The following is a 17,786-nucleotide window of genomic DNA, read 5'->3' on the forward strand; positions in this document are numbered from 1 at the left end:
CACAGCGCCACGGGGCTCCTCTTCCCCGTTTGTCACCGCAGAGATGCGGTCAGGCGCTTTGTCGTGTGGCGATCGGCGCCTCCATGTGGCGTTCAACGGCGGCGATTTGCGCCGGGCTGAGCCGCAGCCCCAGCTTTGAGCGGTGGAACAGGACATCCTGCGCCGTCGCGGCCCATTCCTGCGCCCGCATGTAATCCAGCTCGCGCGCGCTCAGCCCGGCCCCGAAATCTTGTCCCAGATCTGCCCGTTGCTGCGCATCACCCAGCACCTGCCGGGCGCGGGTGCCGTAAAAGCGCACGAACCGCCGCGCCTCGGCATCCGACAGGAAGTCATAGGCACGCTTCAGCGCCGCCACCTCGGGGCCAAACTCCTGCGGCGCGAAATCGCCCCCCGGCAAGACCTTGGTGCCGGTCCATCCCGCGGGCAGTTTCAGCCCGCCCTGCGGGTCGCCCAGACAGGCCCCGATCCGCTCCAGCGCGGATTCCGCCAGCCGACGGTAGGTGGTGATCTTGCCGCCAAACACCGACAGGATCGGCGCTTGGGCGCGGCTGTCCACCTCGAGCACATAATCGCGGGTGGCGGCCTGCGCCTTTGAGCTGCCATCGTCATAGAGCGGGCGCACGCCGCTGTAGGTCCAGACCACATCGGCGGGGGTGACGGGGCGTTTGAAATTGGCCGAGGCCAGCGCGCACAGATAGGCGATCTCTTCCGCCGAGGCCGCCACCTCTGCCGGGTCGCCCGGATAGTCGCGGTCGGTGGTGCCGATCAGGGTGAAGCGGTCCTCATAGGGAATGGTGAAGACAATCCGCCCGTCGGTGTTTTGAAAGATGAAGCAGCGGTCGTGGTCATAGAGTTTCGGCACCACGATATGCGAGCCCTGCACCTGCCGCACCCGCCCCTTTGGCGGGCGTTTGGCAATGTCGCGGGCGACGTCATTGGCCCAAGGGCCCGCCGCATTAATCAACATCCGGGCCCGGATGATCTGCCTGCGCCCGGTTTCCCGGTGCTGCATGGTCACGCGCCAGCCACCCTCCGGATGTGGCTCGGCCCGGGTGCAGCGGGTGCGGGCATGGATAACCGCGCCGCGTTCCTGCGCATCCATCGCGTTCAGGATCACCAGCCGGTTATCCTCGACCCAACAGTCGGAATATTCATAGCCCCGGTGCAGATCCGCCCGCAGCCCTGCCCCCAGCGGTCCGCTTTTCAGATTGACCCGCGCGGTGCCGGGCAGCAATTTGCGGCCCCCCAGATGGTCATAGATGAACAGCCCCAACCGCAAAAGCCAGGCCGGGCGCATCCCCTTGGAATGCGGCAGCACGAAGCGCAGCGGGCGCACGATATGCGGCGCGATGTTCCACAACACCTCGCGCTCGATCAGCGCCTCGCGCACCAGCCGGAATTCGCAATGTTCCAGATAGCGCAGCCCGCCATGCAGGAGTTTGGTCGAGGCCGAGGAGGTCGCGCCCCCCATATCGCCTTGTTCGCACAGACAAACGGAATAGCCGCGCCCCACGGCGTCACGGGCAATGCCGCAGCCATTGATCCCCCCGCCGATGATCGCGAGGTCAAAGATCTGCTCAGACATGGGCGTGCTCCCGCAGCGGCACATGCCGCGCGCTCAGGATCCGCTCGGCGATTTCGACAAAGCCCGCACCGCCTTCGGAAGGGGCGACAAAGGCGGGCGGCGTGAAACTGCCCGGTGCAAAGTCGCGCACATTGGCAACGCCGCAGGAATTCGGAAAAAAGCCGAACATCGGCCCGTCATTCGGGCTGTCGCCGGCAAAGACCACCTGCGCGCGGTCGGCGTCGAGATCCAGCCCCAGAATATCGGCGGCAAAGACGCGGGTCATCGACAGCTTGTCATAGCTGCCAAACCAGCCGTTCACATGGATCGACGAGAGTTTCGCCACCGCCCCGGCATCCGTAAAAATGTCCAGAATCCGCTGCACCTGATCGTCGGGCAAGGCCGGCACGTCTTCGCAGAAATCGATCGCCAGATCGGCCTCACGGTAGAGCTGATCCGAGGCGATGCCCGCCCCCGGCACGTCATGCAGGATCTTTTCACGCAAGGCATCCAACCGGGCGCGGTTCGTGCGCCGCTCTTCCGGGCTGGCAAAGAACTTTTGCCGCATCACCCGGGCGCTGCGATCATAGGAGAAATAAAAGGCCCCGTTCTCGCCGACGATCCCGGCCACCGGCCAGAGTCGGGCAATCATATCGCACCAGCCCGCAGGCCGCCCGGTGATCGGCACCACCGCCAAGCCCGCCTCGGCCAGCCGCTCCAGCGCGGCATAGGCGGCGGCGGGCAATTGCCCGTCGGTGGTCAGCGTGTCGTCAATATCGGTCAGCACTGCAACGCAGCGGGCCAGTTGGCCGTCATCCAGCTCACTCAGCGGGCGCATCAGACGCACTCCTCGATGAAATCATTCAAAACGCCCATGTCATCCGCCAGATCGAGCAGCGAATAGCGGTCGCGCATCTCGCGGCAATGGCGCAGGGCATCGACATAGAGATCACGCTCCAGCCCGATCTCGTCATGGGTGGCGCCACCGCCCGCCGCGCGCAGATGGGCCGCCATCTCCTCGGGCGGCAACATCATCGCGCGCAGGGTCTGGCGCAGCTCAGGCCAGATGTCGGCCAGGTGCTGGTTGAAGGCGGCGGCTTTGTCGGTATCCATCGCCTTGGCGCGCGAGGCCCTGAGGCAATCGTCCACCGCCGCCGCCGGATAGCGCGCCCGGATTGCCGCCTCATCGGGCTTCCAACCGCGGATGCGCGGTGCCTCCTCGCGCGACAACAGCCAGTCTTGCAACCGGGCCATGGTGATGGAGGCCACCCCCACCTGTTGACCATGCACCGTGCCCGGATGCCGCGCGCCCGCGAAACTGTCGATCCAATGCGAGATCTGATGCTCGCCCATCGAGCCCGGATGGCTCATGCCCACCACGGCGATGCCCAGCCCGCCCAGTGTCAGCAACCGCTGCAGATAGCCGATGGAACCATGCTCACCCCGGCCCAGGTCGCCTGTGCGGCGCAGCACCTCTGCCTCATCCGCCTCTTGCAGCAGATAGGGGGCGGTCGCATAGCGCGTGCCGAGCAATATATGCGAGAAATACCAGTCCACCTGCGCCGTCGGGCGGCAGAGTGAATCGCCCAGACCCGCACCGATCAGATATTGCGGGGCTTTGGACGACACGTCGATGTCGATGAAAACGCCCTTGGCCGCATGGGCATTCTGGGTGGTCTTCAACCCGGAATCAAGGGTGATCGAAGCGGTGGACGAGGTGTAGCCATTCATCGAAGGCGCCGTGCCAAATACGCTGTAGCTGCGCCCGTCAAGATAGGTGGCATATTTGCACAGATCATTGATGCTGCCCGAGCCGACGGCGATCAGCGCTTCCTGATCGCGGGTCAGTTCCTGCAGCTGCCGCACCTGGGCTGCATCCGCATGCGGATGGTCGAGGACAAAAAGCCGCCCCTTGCCGGCCAGCTTATGCGCAATATCGGCGCCCATCACCGCCGCCGTATCGGCATCACAGACCACCGCATAGCTTTGCGCAGTCATCACCGCCTCGACCATGTCGCGCGCCGCCGCGGCAAAGCCGTCGCCGATCTCAATATGTTTGAACGGAACTTCGACCGCATGCCCGGTGTCGGGATCGCGCCAGCGGCCCTGTGTGACCTCCTCAATGAGGGTGTTCCAGCCCGCCGTGCCGCGCGCCTGTGCCGAAAGCGACATGCTCATTTGCTCCTCCCTCGCAAAATCCCCCGCCTGAATTGAAAGTTGCCAGAGAGTCGTGACATCTGTCAATAGCATTATTCACGCAGTACCGGCATTTGCCACGAGGCTTGCGTTGCGCTGGTTTCTGATTGAATGTCGGACATCACTTCGCAATAAGGCGGCATTTGAGGAGCGGGCATGGCCGACAAGCGCGACAAGAATTCCGCCGCAGATGCGCGCGTCAGCGGACGCCGCAACGTCCCCTCACGCTTTGCGATGGATGAGGTGCTCTGGGCGGCCTGGCTCTATTATGAAGAGGGCCAGAAACAGGAGCTGATCGCCGATCAGCTGGGCATCTCGCGGGCATCGGTTTTTAACCTGCTGCAAAAGGCGCGCGACGAAGGCATTGTGAACATTTCGATTGATCCCTCGCGCATTGCCCGCGCCGATCTGTCGCTGGAACTGTGCGAGTTGAGTGGCCTGACGGAATGCTACGTCCTGCCAAACCCGCGCAATCCCGCAGAATTGCACCAAGAGATCGGCCATCTGGGCGCACGGGTGCTGGAGGCACGGCTCCTGGCAGACGATACGATCGGCGTTGCATGGGGGCGCACGGTGTTGGCGCTGTCGCAGCACCTCAGCTCCGTCAGCTATCCCAATATCACGGTGACCCAGGTCACTGGCAGTGCCGCGGCAACCTTTGATTTCTCGCCGGTGCTGTGCACCTCGAACATCGCCGAACGGTTGTCGGCGCGCTGCGTCAACCTGCATGCGCCGGGGGTGGTTTCCTCGGCCCATGTCAAAGATATTTTGATGAACGAGCCCGAGATCCGCAATCACTTTGACCTGCTCCGCCATTGCAGCAAGTCGATCTTCGGGGTGACGCAGCTGACCGGCGAGACGTTGCTGGTACAGGGTGGGTTCATGTCCGAGACCGAACTGGCGGCCTATCGCGCCTTGGGGGCTGCCGGGTTTGCCGCAGGCTATTTCTTTGATGTTGAAGGAAATATCGTGCGCAGCGAGTTTGATGAGCGCCACATTACCATGGAGCTTGACGACCTGCTGAAGGTTCCCGAGCGGATCTGTGTTGGCGGCGGGCCGGAAAAGGTTGATGCGATGTGCGGCATGTTGAAGGCGCGTCTGGCCAATGTGCTGGTCACCGATGAGGTGACGGCCCGCAATCTGGTACATGCCTGCAAGGCCACCCGGTAACCGGCGGCGCAACCTTCCCCGCGGGAGGTGCCGATGCGCTGCTCAGACCGAGTGACGGCAGATGAGCTGATAGGGTACCTGCTGATGGCGCGCGGCGGTGGCCCTGCCCTGCAGCCGGTCCAGCAACAGCCCCGCCGCCGCATCGCCGATGGCACTGCCGGGCGTTTGCACCGTGCTCAGTCCCGGGGGCACTTCGGCGGCAATATCGTAATTGCCATAGCCCATCACCGCCAGCTGCCCCGGCACCGCGCGGCCGGTGCGGTGGCATTCAAACAGAGCCCCGACGGCCAGAATGTCGGTCATGCAAAAGATGCCATCCATGTCGGGCCAATGCGTCAGCAAGCGGCGCAGACCTTCGCTGCCCGCCTGATAGCCGTTGCTGTCAGCGGGCAGGAGCACCAGCCGCTCTCCCGCATCGCCGACCTCGGCCATCGCCGTGCGGTAGCCCTTGATCCGCTCGCTCAGCCGCCGATGTCCCGCAGGCTCAAGCCCGATCATCCCGATCCGGCGACGGCCCGATGCGAGGAGGTGACGCACGGCATCGCGGCTGGCGTCATGCTCTGAAAAACCCACCGCCAGATCGACCAGCCCCGGATGCAGATGCCAGGTTTCAACCAGCGGCGTGGCCTGTTGCCGGATCAGATCGCGCGCCGCAGGGTCCTGCAGCTCGCCCGCAATGATGATGCCATCGACCCGCCGCCCGATCATCGCCCGCAGCGTCTCGACCTCGCGCGCCGCCCCTTCCAGTAAAGTCATGATCACGTGGTACCCCTCGGCCGCCAGCCGATTGCCTAGGGTTTCGATCATGTCAGCGAAACTTGAATAGCGGATCGAAGGGGTCAGCAGCGCCACGACTTTGCTCTGGCCCGAGGCCAGATTGCCCGCCATCGCATTGGGCACATAGCCCAGCATCGTCGCCGTCTCCAGCACCTTGCGCCGGGTCTCGGGGTTGACCAGATGCGGATTGCGAAAGCTGTTGGACACGGTCATCGGCGACACCTGCGCCACGCGGGCCACATCGGCCATGCGAATCGTGCCCTTGGCCATCTTCTGCGTGTCTTCCACCTGATCCGTCCCCGCTCACGTTTCACATTCTGCCCGAAGTTCAGGCACATGGCCTTTGGCCGCGCCTGAATGGCTCCCTATAACATGTAGCGCTAAAATAAATCTATTGCACGGTGAAATTTTAGCGCTACAGTTCAATATGTAGCGCTACAATAACCGAAATATGTGAAAGGAATCGACGTGACCTTCTCAATTCTGGCCCGGGACCCGGACACTGGCATGTTTGGCATGGCCATGGGATCTTCCGGCGTGGCGGCGGGCAATCGGTGCCCTTGGGTTCAGGCTGGCGTGGGCGGTATTGCCACGCAGCACCGGACCGACACCCGTGCGGGACCGCTGGGGATCGACCTTCTGGCCAAAGGCTGTTCGGCGGCGGAAACCGTGCGCATTCTGGCCGAAAGCAATGACTTCCCAGGCGAGCGGCAGTTCGCGGCGGTGGACCGTCTGGGCCGCGTGGCCTTTTACAGCGGCCCCGAGATCACCAACATTAACGGCGGCTATGTCGGCGAACAATGCGTGGCCACCGGCAATTTCATCGCGCAAGAGGGTGTGCCCCGCGCCATGGTCGAGGCCTATGAGGCCGCCCGCGGTCAGGGCTTTGCCGAGCGGCTGCTGGCGGCAGTGGATGCGGGACTTGCGGCGGGCGGCGAGACCAAGGAAATTGGCGCAGCCTCGCTGACAATTGCCGATAAAGAGACATGGCCGCTGGTCGATCTGCGGGTAGATTGGCAAGACAAGCCGCTGACCGAACTGCGCCGTCTTTGGGATTTCTACAAGCCTTTTCAACAGGTTTTCGTCGATCAGGTTATTCATCCCGAAACGATGGAAAAGCCGGTCGATGCGCCGATGAACATCTGACGATCCTTTCCGCCCGGGGCGGCAGCCGCACCGGGCGGGCAGAGCCAAAAGCGACAAAAAGTCGATGAAAACAATCAGGCCTACTTTCAGCGCCACTCCAACACCGAGGATACCATGAAAACACTCACCCTCACGGCCGTCGTGATGGCAGCCTCCCTGCATGCCGCATCGGCCGAACAGGCCACGCTGGTCATCAATTCCTATGGCGGCCCCTATGAGGCCGTGCAACGCCAGGTGATCTTTGAGCCTTTCGAGAAGGCGCATGACGTCAAGATCCAGGTGGTCACCGTCTATTCCGCCGACATGTTGGCGCAGTTGCGCGCGCAAAAGGACGCGCCGCAGTTCGATCTGGTGCAATTCTCCGGCGGTCAGGAAATCCTCGCCGCGCGCGAAGGGCTTTTGGCACCGGTTGCCCCCGAAGCGCTCTCACATGCCAAAGACCTCTATCCCTTCGCGCTTGAGGGGCTGGCCGAGGGTCGGGGTCCGGTGACGATGGTGACGGCGATGGGCCTGATCTATAACGAAGAAACCGCGCCGAAAGTGCCAAGCTCGTGGAAAGACCTCTGGGATCCGGCCTTTGCCGATCATGTCGTGCTGACCGATCTCTCAAACACCTATGGCCTGCAAAGCTTCATGATGATGAACCGCGTCTGGGGCGGCGACATGGACCACTGGCAGCCCGGCCTCGACAAGGTCAGCGAGATCATTGATGGCTCGGTGGTCATCACCTCCTCGCCGGAAATCCAGCAGAATTTCGCGCAAAATGACGCCTGGATCGCGCCTTTCGCGCAGGATTACGCGCATGTCATCCGCCAAAGTGGTCTGCCGGTGAAATTCGTGGTGCCGAGCGAGGGTTCATCCGCGCTCTACATCACGATGAACGCGGTGGCGGGGCGCCCGCAGCAGGACCTGGCCGATCAGCTGATCGATTTCAGCCTCTCGCCAGAAGTGCAGGCCGCGATGGCGCGCGAGATGCGCTATTCGCCGACCAACCGCACCACCGAACTGCCCGATGATATTGCCGCGGAAGTGGCGCATGGCGAGGGGCTGGAAAAGCTGGTTCGCTTTGACCCCACCAAGCTGGTCGAGATCGCCCCCAAGATGATCGCCGACTGGAAACAGATGATCGCCCGCTAAGGCGCATCACACAGGCAATCGGCGCGGCGGCCCTGCGGTCGCCAAGCTTCCCCGAACGGCAGCAGATGAGGCCCTGATGAACCGCATCCCGCAAACCCTGTTCCTTATCCTTCCCGGTCTGGCGATCATGCTCGCGGCCTTTGTCGTGCCGGTCGCGGGCATGCTGGTCCTCGGCATTCAGGATGAGAACGGCTTTACCACTGCCCATCTGTGGCGGTTTCTGGCAGATCCCTATTCGCTGAAGATCGGGCTGCGCACCATCCGTCTCTCGCTGATCATCAGTCTGGTCTGCACGGCAATCGGTGTGCCCATGGCCTATGTCATGGCGCGCGGCAGCCGGCGGCTGCGGATGATCCTTCTGATCGCGGTGATCTTGCCACTGATGACCAGCGTCGTCGTGCGCACCTTTGGCTGGATGGTCGTTCTTGGCCGCAATGGCGTTATTCCCGACATGCTTTACGCATTGGGGCTGGTGAAGCGCAATTTCTCGCTGATGCAAACCGAGACCGCAATCGTGGTCGGCATGGTGCAGATCGTGCTGCCGTTCATGGTGCTCAGCGTGCTCGGAGTCCTTCAGCGGCTGGACCCCCGGCTGGAGGAGGCGGCGCGTGTGATGGGCTGCAGCTTTGTCGCGGCCCTGCGCCGGGTGGTGTTGCCGGGCGCGCTGCCGGGAATTGTCGCCGGATTTTTGCTGACCTTCTCGCTCTCGGCCAGCTATTTCGTCACCCCCACCCTGCTCGGTGGCGCGCGTCTGCCAACACTGGCGGGCTCGATCTATGAGGCGGCAACCAAGACGCTCGACTGGCCGTTTGCCGCCGCACAATCCATTATTTTGCTGCTGGGGCTGCTGGGGCTGATGCTGCCCTGGTCGCTGGCCGGGAGGGTCCGTCATGGTTGAAGCAACCCCCCGCTGGATCGCCGTCGCCACCGCAATATTGCTGGTGCTGGCCGTTGTCTTCCTGATCGCGCCGCTGTTGGTGGTCATCGGCGTTTCTTTCACCGCCGGAGATTATATTTCATTTCCGCCACAAGGGCTTAGCCTGCGCTGGTATATCAGGGTTCTGGCCGAAGGGCGCTATACCGCCGCCGCGCTGACCAGCCTTGCCATCGCCGTGCCCGTAACCTTGGCGGCAGCGGTTCTGGGGGCGGGCACGGCCATTGCCCTGCACCGGCGCCTGCTGCCCGGCTCTGGCCTGATTTCGGGACTGTTTCTGGCCCCGATCGTGCTGCCCTCAATCATTCTGGGCCTTGGCCTGCTGATGCTCTGGAGCCGCAGCATCGGGCCGACGTCCCTGCTGACCATCTTCATCGGACATCTGGTACTGGCACTGCCCTATGTCATACGCACCACGCTGGCCGTGCTGACCACCTCCGACACGTTTCTGGAGGAAGCGGCACGGACCATGGGGGCCGGACCCTGGCGCAGCCTGTGGCGGGTGACCGTCCCGCAATGCCTGCCCGGAATCGCGGCAGGGGCGTTCTTCGCCTTCAACATCTCGTTTGACGAAGCCGTGGTCTCACTGTTTCTGCGCTCGCCCGAGGTGGTGACGCTGCCGATCCAGATCTACACCCAACTAGAATTCAGTCCCGACCCCTCCATCGCCGCAGTATCGAGCCTGATGATCGGGCTGACCATTGTCCTGATCGTGCTGATCGAGCGCGCGATCGGTCTTCAGAATGTCACGGAGTAAGCCATGCGAGCCGTTGAAATCACCAATCTGCACAAGTCCTACGGCACGGTCGAAGTCATCAAGGGCATTGATCTGGCCATTGAGGCGGGGGAATTCGTCAGCCTGCTCGGCCCCTCGGGCTGCGGCAAGACCACATTGTTGCGGATGATTGCCGGGTTGGAAACCGCCAGCACCGGCGTGATCGTCATCGGCGGGCGCAGCTGCACGCATCTGCCGCCGGAAAAGCGCAACATCAGCATGGTGTTTCAGTCCTATGCGCTGATCCCGCATCTGACGGTGCTGGGCAATGTGCTGTTCCCGCTGGAAATGCGGGTGATCGGCGCCGCCGCCGAGCGCCGAGCGCAGGCGATGGCCGCCCTTGAAATGGTGGGGCTGGCGCATCTGGCCAACCGCCTGCCCCGGCAACTGTCGGGCGGGCAGCAACAACGGGTGGCGGTGGCCCGTGCCGTGGTCTCGCGTCCCGATGTGCTGCTTCTGGACGAGCCGCTTTCCAACCTTGATGCCGCGATGCGCGAGCGGATGCAGGAAGAGCTGATCACTCTGCACCGCGCGACCGGCCTGACCACGATTTTCGTGACGCATGATCAGGAGGAGGCGCTGAGCATGTCGGACCGGGTCATCTTGCTCAATGGCGGCTCTATCGAGCAGCAGGGCCAGCCTGCAGAGCTTTATAACGCGCCCCGCACCCGTTTTGCCGCGAGTTTCATCGGGGCGACCAATCTGATCGAGGCAGAGATACGCAGCGATCCCTCTGGCAGTTTTGCCTGCATCAAGGGCGGTCAGCACCTGCGGCTGGCCGAAACCGGAGCCCGCCAGGGGGCGGGTTATCTCAGCCTGCGGCAGGAGGATATCGTGCTCTCCGCCGATGCAGATGGTGTGGGGGGCATTCCGGGGGTGGTTGAAAACCGCATCTATCTGGGGGCGCGGGTGCGCTATGTGATCCGCACCGAGGCCGGGGAAATGCGCTGCCTCGCGGTCCCGGACCGCAGCTATGCGGTGGGCGACCGGGTGCGGCTGGCCATCGCGCCCGACAGGGTGCGGCTGCTCGCCGCCTGAGCTGAAGCTCTGGCCGGGGGTGTCCGTCACACGCCCCGGCCCCGGTTTCCACGATGGCGGCGGGCGGTGGCGGGGCTCTCTCCCCGGGCCACCCTCAGCTCAGCACGATTCCACCATCCACATTGAGGCTTTGGCCGGTCACAAAGGCACTGTCATTCGAGCAGAAGAAAGCGACCGGCCCCGCCACATCCTCCGGATCACCGATGCGCGCCATGGCGGTTTTGGCTTTCCAGGCGTTGCTGATCGCCGGATCGTCCAGATTGACCCGGCCCATATCGGTCAGGATGATGCCCGGGCAGATACAGTTGGCGGTGATACCGTAAGGGCCGACTTCCTGCGCCAGCACGCGGGTAAAGCCCATGACAGCGGCCTTTGAGGCCGAGTAATGCGCCTGTTCCGGCGCGCCATGCTTGCCGCCGATGGAGGCGATGTTGCAGATGCGCCCGTAGTTCTGTGCCTTCATCAGGGGCAAGACCGCCTGCACCACCAGAAAGGTGCCCTTTGCGTTGATGTCCATCACCCTGTCCCAATACTCTTCCGGGCAGTGCTCCACATCCGAGGCGCGCAGGATGCCCGCGTTGTTCACCACGGCATGCAGCGTGCCCATCTGCGCCACGGACGCCGCGACCATCGCCTGCACCTGCGCCTTGTCCGAGACATCGGCATGCAGCGCGATGACCCGGCCGCCATGGGCGCGGGCCTCGGCGGCGGTCTCGTCGAGGGGTGTGGCCTGCGCCGCGATATCGTTCAGCACAAGGTCAAAACCGCGCGCGGCCAGACCGAGGGCGATGGCTTTGCCGATCCCGCGGCTTGCGCCGGTGACGAGTGCGATACGTGCGTTCTGTGTCATTCTGTTCACCTGTCAGATTGCTGTATAACCGCCGTCCACCGTCAGCACGGTGCCGGTCACATAAGAGGCTGCATCCGAGGCCAGATAGGCCACCGCCAAGGCAATTTCGCGCGGATCGGCAAGGCGGCCCATGGGGATACCCGCCAGCCAGGTGTTGAACCATTCCGGCTTGGACCGGCCAAGCAGCGTCAGTTCGGTGGCGGTATAGCCCGGCGCCACTGCATTCACCCGCACCTGCCCCGCCCATTCCACGGCAAGCGATTTGGTCAGCAGGTTCACCCCCGCCTTCGCGGCATTATAGGCCGCCTGCGGTTGCGGATGCACCGTCACCGCCCCACAGATCGAGCTGATGTTGATGACACTGCCGCGCCCGGCCGCCACCATATGCCGTCCGAATGCGCGGCTGGTGTGAAAGACGCCGTGCAGGTTGACATCAATCACCCGCCGCCACTCTGCGAGATCGACATCAAGCGAGGGTGCGTTCATCACGATGCCCGCATTGTTCACGAGGATCGCGGCAGGGCCATGTTCGGCCGCCAGCGCCGCCGCTTGCTCTTCACATGCCGCAGCGTCAGTGACATCCAGCATCAGGGCGATGCCGCCCAATTCCTGCGCCAGCGCTGCAGCCGCTCCGGCGTCGCGGTCGGCCACCACCACCCGCGCGCCGCCTTCGGCCAGAACCGTGGAAATCGCGCGGCCAATGCCGGCGGCCCCGCCGGTCACCACAGCCAGACGCCCGCTCAAGTCAAACTCGCGGATCATACCAAGGCCCCTTTCAGCGCCGGATACAGCGCTTTGTAGCGTTGATAAATCTCGTCATAGATCGCGGTTTCGCGCGCGCGCGGCTCGATACTGGTCCCCGGCCGCACCAAGGCCGCGATGCCGTCATCGATGCTGTCAAAACGCCCCGCCCCAAAGGCTGCGAGCACCGCGGACCCGGTTGAGGGCGCATCGGCCGAGGCCGGGATCCGCACCGGCAGGCCGGAGGTGTCGGCGTGGATCTGCATCCACAGGCGCGAGGCCGTCGCCCCGCCCCCCACCGTGATCTCGGTCGAGGTGTAGCCCCCTGCCCGAAAGGCATCCAGAATGGCGCGGGTGCCAAAGCCAATGCCCTCCATGATCGCCCGGAAGATGTGCTGCGGCTCATGCGCCAGCGTCAGCCCGACCAGCGCCCCCCGGCTGAGCGGATCGGTGAAGGGCGTGCGGTTGCCCTGAAAGTGGTCCTGCACGATCAGCCCCTCGCAGCCCGGCTCAAGCGCCTCGGCCAGACGGTTCATCTCATCCAGATCCAGCGTGCCACCGGTCAGGCGGCGCAGCCAGTTGATGATCGACCCGGTCGAGGTCTGCCCGCCCTCGACAATCCACCGGCCCGGATAGACGATGTCAGGATAGGCGCCCCAAACGCCCGGCGCGTACAACGGCGCCTCGGTCACGCCAAAGAGCAGATGCGACGACCCGGTGATCAGCGCCAATTGCCCGGGCTGGGCCACCCCCAACCCGATGATGCCGATCAGCGCATCCGCGCCGCCCTGCACCACCTTGACGCTTTGCCGCAACCCGAGGGCATGCGCGGCATGGGGCGTCAGCGTGCCCACCACCTCGCCCGGGGGCACCACGCGGTCGGGCCATTTCGCCTCAAGATCCTCCAGCCCCAGCTTGGACAGGATGCCCCGGGCCCAGCCGCCATTCCGGCTGGAATAGTGCCAGCGCAACCCCGCATTATCGAGGCTGGCACAGCGTTCTCCGGTCAGCCGCAGGGTCAGAAAGTCCTGATATTCGCAGATCGTATGGGCGGCATGATAGGTCTCGGGCTCATGGCGTTTCAGCCAGAGGGCCTTGGGGATCATCCATTCCGCCGAGACCGGACCCCGTCCCGCGCCATTGATCGCCAGCGCCGCATCCCCGGTGGCGAGCACCGCATCCGCCTCGGCATGGGCGCGCACGTCCATCCACATCAGCGCAGGCCGCAGCGCGCGCCCCTGTGCGTCCAGCGCGACCACGGTGCAACTGGTCGTGGCAAAGCACATCGCCTCGATCTCGGCCGCATCAATGCCCGCCGCGGCCACCGCACCCGCAGTGGCATTGACCAGTGCCTGCCACCAATCCTCGGGGTTCTGTTCGGCCCGCGCACCGGGGGCAAACCGGGTTTCATAGCCCACCGCTTTTTGCCCCAGACAGGTGCCTGTCAGATCATAAATCCGCGCGCGCAGGCTTTCGGTGCCCCCGTCAGCGGTCAGGTAATACGCCATTCTCTTCTCCCCCCTTACCCCGCCCGTTCAGGCAAGGCTGCGCCAGGCCTCCAACGCCTTGGCACCATACATCACCGCCGGACCACCGCCCATCTCGACGGCAACCTCAATCGCTTCGATCAGCGCGGCCTCCTCCGCCCCATGCCTGCGCGCCGCATCCAGATGATAGAGGATGCAATCTTCGCAGCCTTTGGCGATGGCGATCGCCACGGCCACCAGTTCTTTCTGCGCGGCTGAGAACTGGCCGGGCGTGGTGGCGGCTTTGCTGATCCCCGCGAAGGACTGCATCAGACCGGGTGCCGCCTTGGCCAGGCCGCCAAGCCGGGTTTTGGCCGCGGCAAGGCCTGCTTTTGCGTCACGCATTCTCGTGTCCTTTCAAGATCAGATCGACCACCTCGCGCGGGGCGTCCCATTGCGGCATGTGGCCGGTGGCCATGAAATGTACGGCAACGCGGGCGGGCAGGTTCAGCGCGTCAGTGGCGGAAACGATGCGGTCTTCGGTGCCAAACACCGCGCGCAGTGGCAGGGTTTCGGGCAGGGCCTGCAGGGCGCGGATCAGATCGATCCGCTGGCGCCCCTCGGGGGCGGCCAAAACGCCCGCCAACTGTGTCAGTCTGCCACGTGCCAGCTCTGTGGCCATCTGCGCCAAGACAGCGTCAGAGAGCGCACCGCCCTTCGGGCCGAGGAGGCGCAGCAGATGCGCAACCTCGCCCGCCGTGGTTGCCCCGGCCATGCCATGCACGAAATCCGCGCCAATCTGCGGGCCACAGCCTGCGGGCGTCAGCAGCACAAGGCCGGTGACCTTGCTGCCCAGCCGCGCGGCCAGCGCCACCGCCACCGCCGCCCCCAGCGAATGCCCGACCAGCACCAGCGGCCCGGGCAGCAAGGCCGCCATTGCCGCCGCCGCATCGGTCAGCGCCGCGAGATCAGCCGCCTCAACCCCGGTTTCACCGTGGCCCGGCAGGTCGAAAATGGCGGTGCGATGGCCCGCGCGGCACAGGGCGGCAGCCGTCACGGACCAGGCACTGCGGTCCCCGGCAAATCCGTGGATCAGCAGATGCATGCGCCCGCCCGTGCCATCAATCTCATAGGCGATGCGGCCTGCGGGGGTTTGCAGCCAGCCCGGGCCCGCAACCGTCCCGCCCGCATCCTCAACATCCCTGCGCTCAATGCGGCCCCGGCGTCCGCTGCCGGTCAGGCTGCTGAGCGCGACGCCTCGGTCCCGCGCCATACGGCGGGCCAGAGGTGTGGCGCGCAGACGGCCATCACCGCGTGCAGGGGGTTCGGGGGCCACGGGGCCGTCGGCCCCGGCCAGCACAGATGCGGGCGGCGTCGCCTCCGGGGCGTCAACCTCACCCTCAATTTCAGCGATGGGCTGACCAACGGCGACGCGGGTGCCGGGCCGCGCGAGAATGCGCAGCAGGCGCCCGTCAGAGAGTGCCGGGACCTCGGCGACGGTCTTGTCCGTCTCGATTTCCACATTGGCATCGCCCCGCGCATAGGTGGCGCCTTCGGCCACCAGCCATTGCCCGATCACCCCCTCTTCCATCGTCTCCCCCAGACGCGGCATGGTGAGGATGGCAGTGGGGGCAGCGTCCGGGGCGCCATCGGCGGGCGCGCTGGCATCCACCCAATCGGCAGCCGTTTCCACCGAGACCCGGGCAATCGGCGCACCAACGGCGATCCGGTCTCCCGGCCCCACCATCACCTCATCGAGCACACCATCCCCGAGGGCAGGATATTCCACCACCGTCTTGTCGGTCTCTACTTCAAGAATGGCATCGCCGCGCTTGAAGGCGGTGCCCGTGGGCACCAGCCAACCCAAAATGGTGCCCTCCTCCATCGTCTCGCCCAGACGTGGCATGCTCAGCATCAGCTGCATCACGCCGCCTCCCGCGCACAGAGGAGTTTCATCGCGCTCTCAAAGATCAGTTGCGGGCCGGGCACCGAGCCGGTTTCCAAAGCCGTTGACACCGAAATGGGAATGTCCTCGCCCGCCACGCGGATCACCGGGTCCTCGAGGAAATCAAAGCATTCCTCGGTGATCCGCGCCGCCAGCTCCGCGGCAACCCCGGCGGTCATCACGCCTTCGCTGACCACCATGGCGCGCCCGGTTTTCTCAACCTCGGTGCGGATGGTGTCAAAATCGAGCGGGCTGAGGGTGCGCAGGTCGATCACCGTCGCCTCGATGCCGTGGTCAGCCAGCTTCTGCGCCGCCTCCATCGCGTAATGCACCTGGCGCGAATAGGTAACAATTACCAGATCATCGCCTTGGCGGCGCACAGCGGCCTTGCCCCAATCGGGCACCGGCGCGTCAAGATCCACCGTTTCTTTCAGCGTGTAGAGGGCCTTATGTTCGATGAACACCACCGGATCGGGTTTGGTCAGCGCCTGACGCAGCAGGTGATAGGCATCGGCCACGGTGGCGGGCATCGCCAGCCGCAGGCCCGGCGTGTGCATCACATAGGCCTCAAGGCTTTGGCTGTGCTGCGCGCCCGCCGAGCGGCCCGTGCCACCCTGTGTGCGCAACACCATCGGCACACCGATCTGACCGCCGAACATATAGCGGATCTTGGCGGCCTGATTGGCCAGCTGGTCCATCGTCATACCGATGAAATCGACATACATCAGCTCGGCCACAGGCCGCAGCCCCGCCATTGCCGCCCCGACAGCGGCGCCGACAATCGCGGGCTCCGAGATGGGCGTGTCGATCACCCGTTCGGGGCCAAACTCCTTGATCAGGTCCTTGGTGACGGCATAGGCGCCGCCATAACGGCCAACCTCTTCGCCCAGAATGATCACATCCGGATTTTCGGTCATCGAATCCGCCAGCGCCTTGCGCAGCGCGTCGCGGTAAGTGAGTTCTTGCAGTGCCATGTTTGTCCCCTCAGCCGCGTGCCAGAATTCGGTCGATCCGGGTGCGCACCGGCTCTGGTTCCGGCTCGCCCACGGCGTAGACATCGCGGAACATCGACGACAGCGGCGGCTCGTGCTGCGCCACAGTGAAATCAATGGTGGCGTCCATCTCAGAAGCCACCTCGGCATCGAGCGCATCCAGCGCGCTTTCCGACAGCATCTGGCGTTCGATCAGCGCCGCGCGGGCGAAGGCCACCGGGTCCTTGGCGCGGCCGATTTCCTCTTCGGCCGGGTCACGGTAGGGCGATTTGTCTTTGCGGGCGTGGCCGTAGAAGCGGTAGCAATCGATGACCAAAAACGCGGGTTTGCCCGCCCTCACGCCGTCCACCAAACGGCGGCCCGCCTCGGCCACGGCCTCAACATCCAGCCCATCGACGGTTTCCGCCGCCAGCCCGAAGGCTTGCGCGCGTTCATGCAAACGCGGGTTGGCGGTGGCCTGATCAATCCGCGTGCCCATGCCATATTGGTTGTTGATGCAGACAAAGAGGCAGGGCAGCGACCAGAGCGCGGCCATATTCATGCTTTCGTACAAGATACCCTGCCCCGTCGCGCCATCGCCGAAGAACGCGGCGCTGATCGCCCCCGTCTTGTGATGCCGCGCGGCAAGCCCTGCGCCAACCACCGCCGGAATACCGCCGCCAACGATGGCATTTGCGCCCAGATGCCCCAGCCCCATATCGGCGATATGCATCGAGCCGCCCTTGCCGTGGCAATAGCCCGCCTCTTTGCCGCCGATCTCGGCCATCATCCGGGCGGGATCGGCGCCGCGCGCCAGAAAGATGCCGTGACCGCGGTGATGGGTGGTGAATTTGTCGCCGTCGCGCATCGCGGCACAGACACCCGCAGCGGCGCTTTCCTCGCCAATCGAGAGGTGCAGCATCGAGCCCGCCGATTGCCCGCGCACGAACAATTCGCCGACGCGTTCTTCAAAGGTGCGGATGCGGCGCATCATGCGGTAGAGCTGCGGCAGATCCGTGTTGGAACTGGCCTCGCCCCGCTGAACAGCCTGTGGCTGGTTCATGTCAGTCTCCGAT

17 protein-coding genes are annotated in these 17,786 nt (G+C 64.6%); 6 read left to right on the top strand and 11 right to left on the bottom strand.

The window, feature by feature from the left end:
* Positions 1 to 49: 49 nt before the first annotated feature.
* From glpD to ACEN2S_RS12225, 3 genes are read right to left on the bottom strand one after another with little or no spacing between them, the layout of a single operon-like run.
* Entirely contained in the window at positions 50 to 1,585 is a 1,536-nt protein-coding gene (gene glpD / locus ACEN2S_RS12215) for a glycerol-3-phosphate dehydrogenase (protein WP_441866432.1), read from the bottom strand.
* Positions 1,578 to 2,402 (bottom strand): HAD-IIB family hydrolase, encoded by an 825-nt coding sequence (locus ACEN2S_RS12220; RefSeq protein ID WP_441866433.1) that lies wholly within the window; start codon positions 2,400 to 2,402, stop codon positions 1,578 to 1,580. The genes glpD and ACEN2S_RS12220 overlap by 8 nt, the downstream gene beginning before the upstream one ends.
* Positions 2,402 to 3,742 carry a sn-glycerol-1-phosphate dehydrogenase gene (locus tag ACEN2S_RS12225; RefSeq protein WP_441866434.1) on the bottom strand — a complete coding sequence of 447 codons (1,341 nt, stop codon included), beginning with the start codon at positions 3,740 to 3,742 and terminating at the stop codon, positions 2,402 to 2,404. The genes ACEN2S_RS12220 and ACEN2S_RS12225 overlap by 1 nt, the downstream gene beginning before the upstream one ends.
* A gap of 174 nt (positions 3,743 to 3,916) precedes the next feature.
* Here ACEN2S_RS12225 and ACEN2S_RS12230 point away from each other — a divergent pair, with 174 nt between their 5' ends.
* Positions 3,917 to 4,930 (top strand): sugar-binding transcriptional regulator, encoded by a 1,014-nt coding sequence (locus ACEN2S_RS12230; protein WP_441866435.1) that lies wholly within the window; start codon positions 3,917 to 3,919, stop codon positions 4,928 to 4,930.
* A 42-nt stretch (positions 4,931 to 4,972) separates the two neighbouring features.
* Here ACEN2S_RS12230 and ACEN2S_RS12235 read toward each other — a convergent pair whose 3' ends face one another.
* Positions 4,973 to 5,995 (bottom strand): LacI family DNA-binding transcriptional regulator, encoded by a 1,023-nt coding sequence (locus tag ACEN2S_RS12235; protein ID WP_441866436.1) that lies wholly within the window; start codon positions 5,993 to 5,995, stop codon positions 4,973 to 4,975.
* Between the two features lie 180 nt (positions 5,996 to 6,175).
* Here ACEN2S_RS12235 and ACEN2S_RS12240 point away from each other — a divergent pair, with 180 nt between their 5' ends.
* From ACEN2S_RS12240 to ACEN2S_RS12260, 5 genes are all read left to right on the top strand, one after another.
* On the top strand, positions 6,176 to 6,853 hold the full coding sequence (locus tag ACEN2S_RS12240; RefSeq protein WP_441866437.1) for a DUF1028 domain-containing protein: 678 nt from the start codon (positions 6,176 to 6,178) through the stop codon (positions 6,851 to 6,853).
* A gap of 114 nt (positions 6,854 to 6,967) precedes the next feature.
* Positions 6,968 to 7,990: an ABC transporter substrate-binding protein gene (locus ACEN2S_RS12245; RefSeq protein WP_441866438.1), complete on the top strand. Its 1,023-nt coding sequence runs from the start codon at positions 6,968 to 6,970 to the stop codon at positions 7,988 to 7,990.
* 76 nt (positions 7,991 to 8,066) lie between these two features.
* Complete coding sequence (locus ACEN2S_RS12250; RefSeq protein WP_441866439.1) at positions 8,067 to 8,888, top strand: ABC transporter permease; 822 nt, start codon at positions 8,067 to 8,069, stop codon at positions 8,886 to 8,888.
* Positions 8,881 to 9,681: an ABC transporter permease gene (locus ACEN2S_RS12255; protein ID WP_441866440.1), complete on the top strand. Its 801-nt coding sequence runs from the start codon at positions 8,881 to 8,883 to the stop codon at positions 9,679 to 9,681. Before ACEN2S_RS12250 ends, ACEN2S_RS12255 begins: the two co-directional genes overlap by 8 nt.
* Before the next feature lie 3 nt (positions 9,682 to 9,684).
* Positions 9,685 to 10,737 (top strand): ABC transporter ATP-binding protein, encoded by a 1,053-nt coding sequence (locus ACEN2S_RS12260; protein ID WP_441866441.1) that lies wholly within the window; start codon positions 9,685 to 9,687, stop codon positions 10,735 to 10,737.
* 94 nt (positions 10,738 to 10,831) lie between these two features.
* On the opposite strand, the gene ACEN2S_RS12265 is transcribed toward ACEN2S_RS12260, so the two are convergent.
* The 7 genes from ACEN2S_RS12265 to ACEN2S_RS12295 are packed head-to-tail and all read right to left on the bottom strand — an operon-like array spanning position 10,832 to position 17,773.
* On the bottom strand, positions 10,832 to 11,587 hold the full coding sequence (locus ACEN2S_RS12265; protein WP_441866442.1) for an SDR family NAD(P)-dependent oxidoreductase: 756 nt from the start codon (positions 11,585 to 11,587) through the stop codon (positions 10,832 to 10,834).
* A 12-nt stretch (positions 11,588 to 11,599) separates the two neighbouring features.
* Positions 11,600 to 12,349 carry an SDR family NAD(P)-dependent oxidoreductase gene (locus tag ACEN2S_RS12270; RefSeq protein WP_441866443.1) on the bottom strand — a complete coding sequence of 250 codons (750 nt, stop codon included), beginning with the start codon at positions 12,347 to 12,349 and terminating at the stop codon, positions 11,600 to 11,602.
* On the bottom strand, positions 12,346 to 13,836 hold the full coding sequence (locus ACEN2S_RS12275; RefSeq protein ID WP_441866444.1) for an FGGY-family carbohydrate kinase: 1,491 nt from the start codon (positions 13,834 to 13,836) through the stop codon (positions 12,346 to 12,348). Before ACEN2S_RS12275 ends, ACEN2S_RS12270 begins: the two co-directional genes overlap by 4 nt.
* A gap of 27 nt (positions 13,837 to 13,863) precedes the next feature.
* Positions 13,864 to 14,199: a carboxymuconolactone decarboxylase family protein gene (locus ACEN2S_RS12280; RefSeq protein WP_441866445.1), complete on the bottom strand. Its 336-nt coding sequence runs from the start codon at positions 14,197 to 14,199 to the stop codon at positions 13,864 to 13,866.
* On the bottom strand, positions 14,192 to 15,718 hold the full coding sequence (locus tag ACEN2S_RS12285; protein WP_441866446.1) for an alpha/beta fold hydrolase: 1,527 nt from the start codon (positions 15,716 to 15,718) through the stop codon (positions 14,192 to 14,194). The genes ACEN2S_RS12280 and ACEN2S_RS12285 overlap by 8 nt, the downstream gene beginning before the upstream one ends.
* Positions 15,718 to 16,713, bottom strand: coding sequence for an alpha-ketoacid dehydrogenase subunit beta (locus ACEN2S_RS12290; protein WP_441866447.1), 996 nt, complete (start codon positions 16,711 to 16,713; stop codon positions 15,718 to 15,720). Before ACEN2S_RS12290 ends, ACEN2S_RS12285 begins: the two co-directional genes overlap by 1 nt.
* Positions 16,714 to 16,723: 10 nt before the next feature.
* The gene (locus ACEN2S_RS12295) at positions 16,724 to 17,773 is read right to left on the bottom strand and encodes a thiamine pyrophosphate-dependent dehydrogenase E1 component subunit alpha (RefSeq protein ID WP_441866448.1); all 1,050 of its coding nucleotides are present in this window, start codon (positions 17,771 to 17,773) and stop codon (positions 16,724 to 16,726) included.
* Positions 17,774 to 17,786: the final 13 nt, after the last annotated feature.

Origin of the sequence: Phaeovulum sp. W22_SRMD_FR3 (assembly GCF_052113705.1) — a bacterium.
GTDB lineage: Bacteria > Pseudomonadota > Alphaproteobacteria > Rhodobacterales > Rhodobacteraceae > JBGQOG01.

What these genes read in the sequence shown, in the direction of transcription:
- glpD (WP_441866432.1), bottom strand. Translation starts at nt 1,585, where the DNA reads ATGTCTGAGCAGATCTTTGACCTCGCGATCATCGGCGGGGGGATCAAT.
- ACEN2S_RS12220 (WP_441866433.1), bottom strand. Translation starts at nt 2,402, where the DNA reads ATGCGCCCGCTGAGTGAGCTGGATGACGGCCAACTGGCCCGCTGCGTT.
- ACEN2S_RS12225 (WP_441866434.1), bottom strand. Translation starts at nt 3,742, where the DNA reads ATGAGCATGTCGCTTTCGGCACAGGCGCGCGGCACGGCGGGCTGGAAC.
- ACEN2S_RS12230 (WP_441866435.1), top strand. Translation starts at nt 3,917, where the DNA reads ATGGCCGACAAGCGCGACAAGAATTCCGCCGCAGATGCGCGCGTCAGC.
- ACEN2S_RS12245 (WP_441866438.1), top strand. Translation starts at nt 6,968, where the DNA reads ATGAAAACACTCACCCTCACGGCCGTCGTGATGGCAGCCTCCCTGCAT.
- ACEN2S_RS12250 (WP_441866439.1), top strand. Translation starts at nt 8,067, where the DNA reads ATGAACCGCATCCCGCAAACCCTGTTCCTTATCCTTCCCGGTCTGGCG.
- ACEN2S_RS12255 (WP_441866440.1), top strand. Translation starts at nt 8,881, where the DNA reads ATGGTTGAAGCAACCCCCCGCTGGATCGCCGTCGCCACCGCAATATTG.
- ACEN2S_RS12260 (WP_441866441.1), top strand. Translation starts at nt 9,685, where the DNA reads ATGCGAGCCGTTGAAATCACCAATCTGCACAAGTCCTACGGCACGGTC.
- ACEN2S_RS12265 (WP_441866442.1), bottom strand. Translation starts at nt 11,587, where the DNA reads ATGACACAGAACGCACGTATCGCACTCGTCACCGGCGCAAGCCGCGGG.
- ACEN2S_RS12270 (WP_441866443.1), bottom strand. Translation starts at nt 12,349, where the DNA reads ATGATCCGCGAGTTTGACTTGAGCGGGCGTCTGGCTGTGGTGACCGGC.
- ACEN2S_RS12275 (WP_441866444.1), bottom strand. Translation starts at nt 13,836, where the DNA reads ATGGCGTATTACCTGACCGCTGACGGGGGCACCGAAAGCCTGCGCGCG.
- ACEN2S_RS12280 (WP_441866445.1), bottom strand. Translation starts at nt 14,199, where the DNA reads ATGCGTGACGCAAAAGCAGGCCTTGCCGCGGCCAAAACCCGGCTTGGC.
- ACEN2S_RS12285 (WP_441866446.1), bottom strand. Translation starts at nt 15,718, where the DNA reads ATGCAGCTGATGCTGAGCATGCCACGTCTGGGCGAGACGATGGAGGAG.
- ACEN2S_RS12290 (WP_441866447.1), bottom strand. Translation starts at nt 16,713, where the DNA reads ATGGCACTGCAAGAACTCACTTACCGCGACGCGCTGCGCAAGGCGCTG.
- ACEN2S_RS12295 (WP_441866448.1), bottom strand. Translation starts at nt 17,773, where the DNA reads ATGAACCAGCCACAGGCTGTTCAGCGGGGCGAGGCCAGTTCCAACACG.